This window comes from uncultured Cyclobacterium sp. (assembly GCF_963976465.1).
Taxonomy (GTDB): Bacteria; Bacteroidota; Bacteroidia; order Cytophagales; family Cyclobacteriaceae; genus Cyclobacterium.
Map to the genome: position 1 here is coordinate 1 of NZ_CAXBOC010000273.1, position 7,503 is coordinate 7,503.

Annotated in this window: 5 protein-coding genes and 1 pseudogene; 4 read left to right on the forward strand and 2 right to left on the reverse strand. The window is 41.0% G+C overall.

Annotated features, from left to right (window positions below; genetic code table 11):
* Window positions 1–203: pseudogene (locus AAC037_RS15100) on the forward strand (VCBS repeat-containing protein); the annotation flags it as partial.
* A gap of 2 nt (window positions 204–205) precedes the next feature.
* Here AAC037_RS15100 and AAC037_RS15105 read toward each other — a convergent pair.
* Together AAC037_RS15105 and AAC037_RS15110 are read right to left on the reverse strand one after the other, a co-directional pair.
* On the reverse strand, window positions 206–1,804 hold the full coding sequence (locus AAC037_RS15105) for an arylsulfatase (protein WP_339903760.1): 1,599 nt from the start codon (window positions 1,802–1,804) through the stop codon (window positions 206–208).
* A 179-nt stretch (window positions 1,805–1,983) separates the two neighbouring features.
* Window positions 1,984–3,396, reverse strand: a complete 1,413-nt coding sequence (locus AAC037_RS15110) for a Gfo/Idh/MocA family oxidoreductase (protein WP_339903761.1) — start codon at window positions 3,394–3,396, stop codon at window positions 1,984–1,986.
* Between the two features lie 187 nt (window positions 3,397–3,583).
* Here AAC037_RS15110 and AAC037_RS15115 point away from each other — a divergent pair, with 187 nt between their 5' ends.
* The 3 genes from AAC037_RS15115 to AAC037_RS15125 all read left to right on the forward strand — a co-directional run.
* On the forward strand, window positions 3,584–4,669 hold the full coding sequence (locus tag AAC037_RS15115; protein WP_339903762.1) for a hypothetical protein: 1,086 nt from the start codon (window positions 3,584–3,586) through the stop codon (window positions 4,667–4,669).
* Between the two features lie 25 nt (window positions 4,670–4,694).
* A complete protein-coding gene (locus AAC037_RS15120; RefSeq protein ID WP_339903763.1) occupies window positions 4,695–5,567 on the forward strand; it encodes a DUF1080 domain-containing protein in 873 nt (290 codons plus the stop codon).
* Window positions 5,568–6,136: 569 nt separating this feature from the next.
* Window positions 6,137–7,503: IS5 family transposase (locus AAC037_RS15125; protein WP_339903764.1), on the forward strand; the 1,367-nt coding region annotated here is incomplete at its 3' end.

Here is a 7,503-nt window from a genome sequence, read left to right on the forward strand (position 1 = left end):
ACCCGGGAGGCAATGAACCACCGGTACTGGCTTGGTTTGAGTTTCAACCCGGCACACAAGCCAAGTGGATAAAGCATACCATCGACCTGGATTCAGGCGTGGGAGTACAAGTAACTGTAGCAGACTTTTTTGGGCACGGCCTCATGGACATTATCGTGGCCAATAAAAAAGGGGTTTTTGTCTTTGAACAAGAGCGGGAATAAACCTACTCCCCTGCTCTTTTAATTTCTTCCAAATTTTGCTTCATCCGATCAACCTTCTCCGGGAATGCTTCAAATAAGTTGGTGCTTTCCAACGGATCTTTATTCAATTGGTACAATTGGCCTACGGGCCCCTTCTCATCGGGGTTTAATCGAACCGGATAAGTGAAACCTCCCGAACCCAGGCCATCAATGTATTTCCAATCGCCTTCACGAATGGCAAACATTCCAGCAGACGAATGGTGTACCATATTATTTCGGCTGGTAAAAGACATGTCCCCCGTCAAAACATCTCCAAAATCTTTACTGTCAATACCCTCGCCTGCCGGTATCTTCTCACCGGATAAACTTGCCAAGGTTGCATAGATGTCGGTTAGGCTCACCAACCCCTTATAGGTATTGCTCTTTTTAATGCCATTTGGCCAAGAAATTACCAAAGGCACTCTGTGACCCCCGTTCCAAACATCTCCTTTTTGCCCCCTACTCCCTTTATTGGAATCATGTCCATGCAAAAGAACTTCTTCCTCCGGCCAATAAGCGCCATTATCGCTACTAAATATGATAAGGGTATTGTCCAATAAACCTTCTTCTTTCAATTTTGATTTAATTCTGCCTACAACCTGATCAATATCCATGACAAAATCACCATACAATCCGGCACCAGATTTACCTTTGTTTTCTTCAGAGGGCAACCAAGGGGTATGTGGACCGGTCAATGGCATATAAAGTAAAAATGGCCTCTCAGCACTTTGTTTTCCAATAAATTTTTCTCCCTGTGCTACAATATTCTCCAGACAATCTTCTACCTTAAATGAGGCGGACATCTCTCCTAACCTCCACCAAACACCTTTTTCCCAATAAACAGCTTTGTCGTCACTGTGTTTTTTGTCCCAAGTAAACTCAGTATTTTCTTTCCTTATGGGGTAAACGTCTGTTGTCAAAATAATATTAGGATCCACCACCTTTCCATTTTCAAGAAAAACATAAGGTGGGATATCCAATGAAGCTGGATGAATAAAAGAATAATCAAAGCCATAATCATTTGGCCCGGACTTTACCGGAGAAGAATAATCTACATTGGAAAAGCCCGTAGTAGCATCTATTTGGGCTATATTTTGATCTTTGGTAGCCCAATTTAAACCTAAATGCCATTTGCCTGTAATGGCTGTATTATAGCCCGCATTATTTAAAATACTGGCAAGGGTAAGCCTTTCTTTTTCTATAACTGAAGGTGTAAAACCACCAATCCCACCTGCGGCTGCCGGTGTTCTAAATGCATACCTTCCGGTAAGCAAACCATACCTTGAAGGGGTACATACAGATGCGCTGGCATGGGCATTCTCAAATGTAATCCCAGAATTTACCAGCTCATCAATTGCGGGTGTTTTTATCCTGGACAAGGGATTTAAAGATTGTATATCCCCATAACCCATATCATCTGCAAAAATAATCACGACATTTGGTTTCTTGACCATTGAAGATTGTCGACCGGAAAATCCCAATAGCAGAACAACAATAAGCATGGAGGCGATTCCAAATAAAATGAACGAATAGCCCTCCCGCATTCCGAAATACTTTTTGACTTGGTCTAAAAACTTAAACATGAAATGGTCTTTTTACTTTAACATTGGTTCCGGGCAATACCCTATCGCTCACCCTAAGCATCTTTTTTTTCTTACAAAAGAAAAATGATTCTGATAAGTAGCAATTAAATTGCTTTCTTATCAGAATCAAATTTAAAAGTTAAAATTCTTTTCCAAGAATCTCTTGCTTAAAGTGGCTTCTAAAGTTTATAAAACTCTTCCCATCCTTTTCTAGGAGGAACTCCTGCCAACAACTCATTGGCCAGGGCGTGATTGGTGACTTGCTTGGTTTTTCTGTCAAACTCCAATTTGGCACCTAATCTTTGGGAGAGCACTCCTAAAGAAAATACTTGACTCAAGGGCCCTGCAATATCAAAAGAAGATCTGGCTTTCTCTTCACCTTTACACGCTTTCAGGAAATTGGCAAAGTGATTGGAAGGGCTTTCCGGAACTTCTGGTAATTGGCCGGCCATATCTTTTGCCTTTTCCTCAGGTATTATGGAAAGGGTGCTTCCATGTGACCCACCTTTAAAGGTAAGGTCTCCACCATAAATAATTTTTCCAGGATTCAGTTTTGCAGGCTGCAACTGGCCATTACTTGGAGGTGGAATATTGGGGTCAAGCTCAGAAACACCATAACCTTCCGGAACCGGAGGGATATTATTCTGCCCATCATACCAGGTAATGGTCATTGCCGGCATATCCCCCCTTTTGGGGAATTTAAATTCCAGGGTTGATTCCATTGGAAAAAAGAAAGTATTGTGGTCATCCAATCTCACAGGAACGATTTCCTCAGGCAAGCCCAGCTCCAGAAACTCATGTGCAGTATCCATAATATGAGCGCCCCAATCACCTAAAGCTCCCATACCGAAGTCATACCAACATCTCCATTGGCCATTGACCAAATCTTCATGGTAATCGTGATGATGAGAAGTTCCCAACCATGTATCCCAATCCATAGTAGATGGTATCGGTTGTTTTGGAGGGAATGAATGAATATTAGGATCCCATCCGTGCCACCTTCTTCGCCCATTCATATGAGCAGTCATGGCAGTAACATCCTTGATAATTCCTGCTTCTTTCCAAGCTTTGAATTGGAAATAGTTGGCTTCTGAGTGGCCTTGATTACCCATTTGAGTAACTACATTGTACTTTTTCGCACCATCCATCATCAGCTGAACTTCATTAAAAGTCCTGGCCATGGGTTTCTCCACATACACATGAATTCCCATAGACATGGCCAACATGGTGATTGGGAAATGAGAAAAATCCGGGGTTCCAACAGAAACAGCCTCTATATCTTTGCCCATCTTATCAAACATCTCCCTAAAATCCTTAAATCTAGGGACGTCCGGAAACATTTTCATTACCTCCACTGTATGTTCGGCACCCATATCCACATCACATAGTGCCACTACATTTGCCAAACCGGTGGCATGTAAAGATTTGACAACCTCTCCTCCCCTATGACCAATGCCACAGCAGGCCAGGTTTACTTTTTCGCTTGGTGCAACATGTCCGGTCTGGTTTCCAAGGACAAACGAAGGTATTAAAGATATACCTGCTGCACCCAAAGCACTGGACTTAATAAAATGTCTTCTTTGGTTATTCATTATTAATTGTTAATTGATCGATAAAGTATCAAACTTATTTTGCTAAGCAAAGCTAAAGATAGTAGAAAGGTCTTTTTATAGAAACATAAATTTGAAGATAAAGGTAAAGTCTATATTTTTGATGAATTTTAAAAATTACTTTAAACAAAAAACTTGAAAAGGCTGAAAATTGCCCTTAAATTTCAGGATGAAAGTTAAAACCTACCTATTTCCTATTTTAGTTATTGCCCTTTTAAGTGGCTCATGCAATCTATTTCAAAGTAGTGGTGATCAGTATGAATTGGTGGTTTTAGACACCCTAAACATTCCATTTGCTGGTGATATTCATGCAGGCACCTATGCTCACCATACAGGCTTAATTTACAATTATCAAACCGGTGAATACCTGAAATTTGACAGTTCAGGAAATGTATTGGCCAATAACAAAATCCCTATAAAGGGGGACAGCGGTTTGTACTATGTTAATGGTTTGAAAATAATAGAAAATGGAAACATCCTCGCCAAATCTATTAGAGGTGAAATTGGCTTACTTGACGATCAATTGAATTTGATAAAAAAAGCAAATATGCCCTTTCCCAATGGATCGCTTGACCTCAAAAGAAACCAAAATGCAATTAACATCTATAAGGATGAGTTATTGTTGTTTTACCCGGGAAGAGACAACAAAAGCCCCTATGATTTAGGCTATTACAGAGACAACTTTTTACTGGAAAAATTAAACCCCAGCACCGGAGAGGCTACTCCTTTTCTTAAACTTTCTCCGGAAAGCCAATATCAAGAGAGCCTTCACTTTGAACCACCTACAGCATTAATTAGTATTTCAGGCAATTCGCTGTATTTTGTTTTCAATAAAGAACCTCTGATCAGTAAATATGATCTGGCAAATAAAGGCGCATGGGTAAACAGTGTACCTTTAGAATCAGAGGACTTTGTACAAATCAAAGGCCAGAAACTTCCTCTGGGTAATGATGGTTCTGTATTAGTAGAAGGTGAAATTACCAATCTTTTTGCACTTAAAAATGGCTTTGCCGCGGTTTATATAGACGGCTTATTAAAAGAACCAAGCCTAGATAAAAAGATTCCGGGCAAACAATTACAGGTTTACAATGATGAGACCGGTTGGTCAAACCCAATTGAACTGCCCTTTAACTTACTCTTCCTGCTAAATTTTGAGCAAGAAGGACAGGCTTTTTACGGTTTGATAAACCCCAAGACAGTACCTCTGGGTAGTAATCAAGCCCAAGTACTTAAACTTCAATTAGCAAAAAATTAAAAAAACAATATACTCCGATAACCTGATGAAAACACAACTACTGAAAGTCCTGCCATTACTAATCATCCTTGCTACATTACTGGCCTCCTGTTCAGGATCCAACAAAAGTGAATCTGTAAATATCAAAGATGGATGGCTCACTTTATTTAATGGCAGAGACATGGACAATTGGCGCATAAAAATAGCCAAACATGAACTTGACGAGAATTATGCCAACACCTTTTCTGTGGAAGATGGCTTACTAAAAGTAAGGTATGACGGTTATGAAGACTTTGACCAGCAGTATGGGCATATCTTTTATGATGAGCCTTTTTCATATTACCTATACAGGGTTGAGTACAGGTTTGTTGGAGAACAAGCCCCGGGTGGCGAAGGATGGGCCTTGAGAAATTCCGGTGTAATGCTCCATGGCCAAGACCCGGAAACCATGCTGAAAGATCAAGACTTCCCCATTTCCATAGAAGGCCAACTTTTGGGAGGAGATGGCGAAAACCCCAGAACCACCAGTAACTTATGTACCCCCGGAACCAATGTGGTGATGGGAGATGAACTTTTCACACCTCATTGTGTAAACTCCTCTTCAAAAACCTACCATGGTGATCAGTGGGTAACTGCCGACTTTCTGGTTTTGGGTGATTCAATAATTCACCATATCATAGAAGGTGACACTGTACTTACTTACTTACAGCCTCAAATGGGTGGTGGCAATGTAAGCAACCATAATCCTGAAGTCAAGAAAGATGGCCAGCTTATCTCTGAAGGTTATATTAGCCTACAGAGTGAAAGCCACCCGATAGATTTTAAAAGTGTGAAAATCTTTGACCTGAGTCCTTATAAAGACGATTCCCAAACGCTTAAAAAGGTATTGAATCAATTGAAAGCTGCCGATAATCAATAGGTTAAGGTTAAGCAATAGGCAATCGCTGGAAATTTTTGAGCTGATTACGCCTTTCGAGCCTTGATAAGCTTGCATCTAATTAAAATAAAATGGGGCTCGGATTAAAAAAACCGAGCCCCATTTTTTATGAATCACTCCCACCTGTCTTCATCATTGGGACACCTAAAATCAGGAAAAGTGCTTTAAAATTGACTGTTGTTCAATAGTTTTATCTAAAAGCATTATTTTCTCCTTTCCTGAAGGGAGTTTTAAGATAATCCCGAAAATTGTTTTGAGTATATCCAGGGCTTTTTCTGCACTAAAAGCTATTCCTTTTTCCTTTAATTGCCTTTCAAACTCTTTATAAAGCTTACAGGAAGCAAAGGCAATGCTTAAGTGAGCCTCAATCCTTCTTTTTTTATAATGGAATATTGGTCTGATTTTCAGATCAGTTTTTGTTATTCTGAAGGTGCGCTCTACTTGCCAGAGCTGCCTATAACTAGGGTCTGCTGATAAATTATAAAATTGCTAAAATTATGGGTATTTAGGAGATTTTTTCCGATTTTAAAGGTGTACAAGTGCAAGGGATTATGAAAAAGAACTCCAAAAGGCGTGCACCACGCAGCGAATATTCAAGCCCCACCCAGCTTTCATTTTCCGGGTTTGAGACTCCTTTCTACAACCAGCTTAATCCGAATAACCGATGGGTTGTGCTTAGTGAGCAGATACCTTGGGATCATCTTGTAGGCATATTCAATAAACGCAATCCCCCAAAACAGACAGGACGACCTGCCCTAAACCCTCGTGTACTTATCGGTGCGGTAATAATAAAGCATATTCTCAATCTTGACGACCGTGAAACAGTATCGCAGATTACAGAAAACATGTATCTACAGTATTTTCTTGGCTACAGTTCCTATATCAAAGAACCACCCTTTGATCCTTCTTTGTTTGTAGATATCAGAAAGCGGCTAGGTCATCAACTCCTTGGGGAGATGAATGAAAAGATCCACGAGTTTTCTATGGAAAGGTCAGCCAAAAAAGAGGAAAAGAATACCAGAAAGAAAAATAGCGGTGATGACACTCCCGACGGAGATCCTGAAAACAGAGGCAATGTCATTTATGATGCCACAGTCTGTCCCCAGGATATCGCTTATCCTACCGATCACCACCTGCTGAGCAAAGCCCGTGAGATCACAGAAGAGATCATAGATGTGCTTCACCAGAGGAAAAAGGAGGGAAAGAAACCAAGAACCTACCGGCAAAATGCTCGCAAAGCCTACCTGAAGGTAGCCCAGAATAAAAACCCATCAAAGAAGACAATCCGGAAAGGGGTAAAATCACAGCTTCAATACCTTAGAAGGAACTTTAAGACAATTGAAAAACAGCTAAACGACTTTGAGAATTTCCCCCTTGAGCATAAGCTTCAGCGGAAGTACTGGATCATCCAGACGCTTTACAAACAACAACTCGGGATGTTTGAAAGCAGAAGCCATCAAGTAGCCGACAGGATTGTAAGTATCCACGAACCCCACGTACGTCCTATCGTAAGGGGAAAGTCCAGGGCAAAGACCGAATTTGGAGCCAAGATCCACCTGAGTTTAATAGAAGGGTATTCCTTTTTGGACACGGTATCCTGGGACGCTTACAACGAAGGAACTCACCTTAAGGATTATGTGGAAAATTACCGAAAAAGGTTCGGCTTTTACCCTGCAAAGGTTCTAGCAGACAAACTATATTGTAGCCGAGAAAACAGGAACTGGCTGAAAGAAAAAGGGATAAAACTCGCAGCCAAACCATTGGGCAGGCCCAGTGCCCAGGCAGTGGAAAAACACGTAAGACCAGGAGAGAGGAACCCGATTGAAGGCAAGTTTGGGCAGGCGAAGAATGCTTACGGAATGAACAGGATCAGAGCCAGGCTAAAAACCACCAGTCAGTCATGGATCGCCTCCATCAT

Bases quoted from the DNA above. Each gene is read 5' to 3' on its own strand.
- AAC037_RS15120 (WP_339903763.1), top strand. From the start codon at position 4,695: ATGAAAACACAACTACTGAAAGTCCTGCCATTACTAATCATCCTTGCT.
- AAC037_RS15110 (WP_339903761.1), bottom strand. From the start codon at position 3,396: ATGAATAACCAAAGAAGACATTTTATTAAGTCCAGTGCTTTGGGTGCA.
- AAC037_RS15115 (WP_339903762.1), top strand. From the start codon at position 3,584: ATGAAAGTTAAAACCTACCTATTTCCTATTTTAGTTATTGCCCTTTTA.
- AAC037_RS15105 (WP_339903760.1), bottom strand. From the start codon at position 1,804: ATGTTTAAGTTTTTAGACCAAGTCAAAAAGTATTTCGGAATGCGGGAG.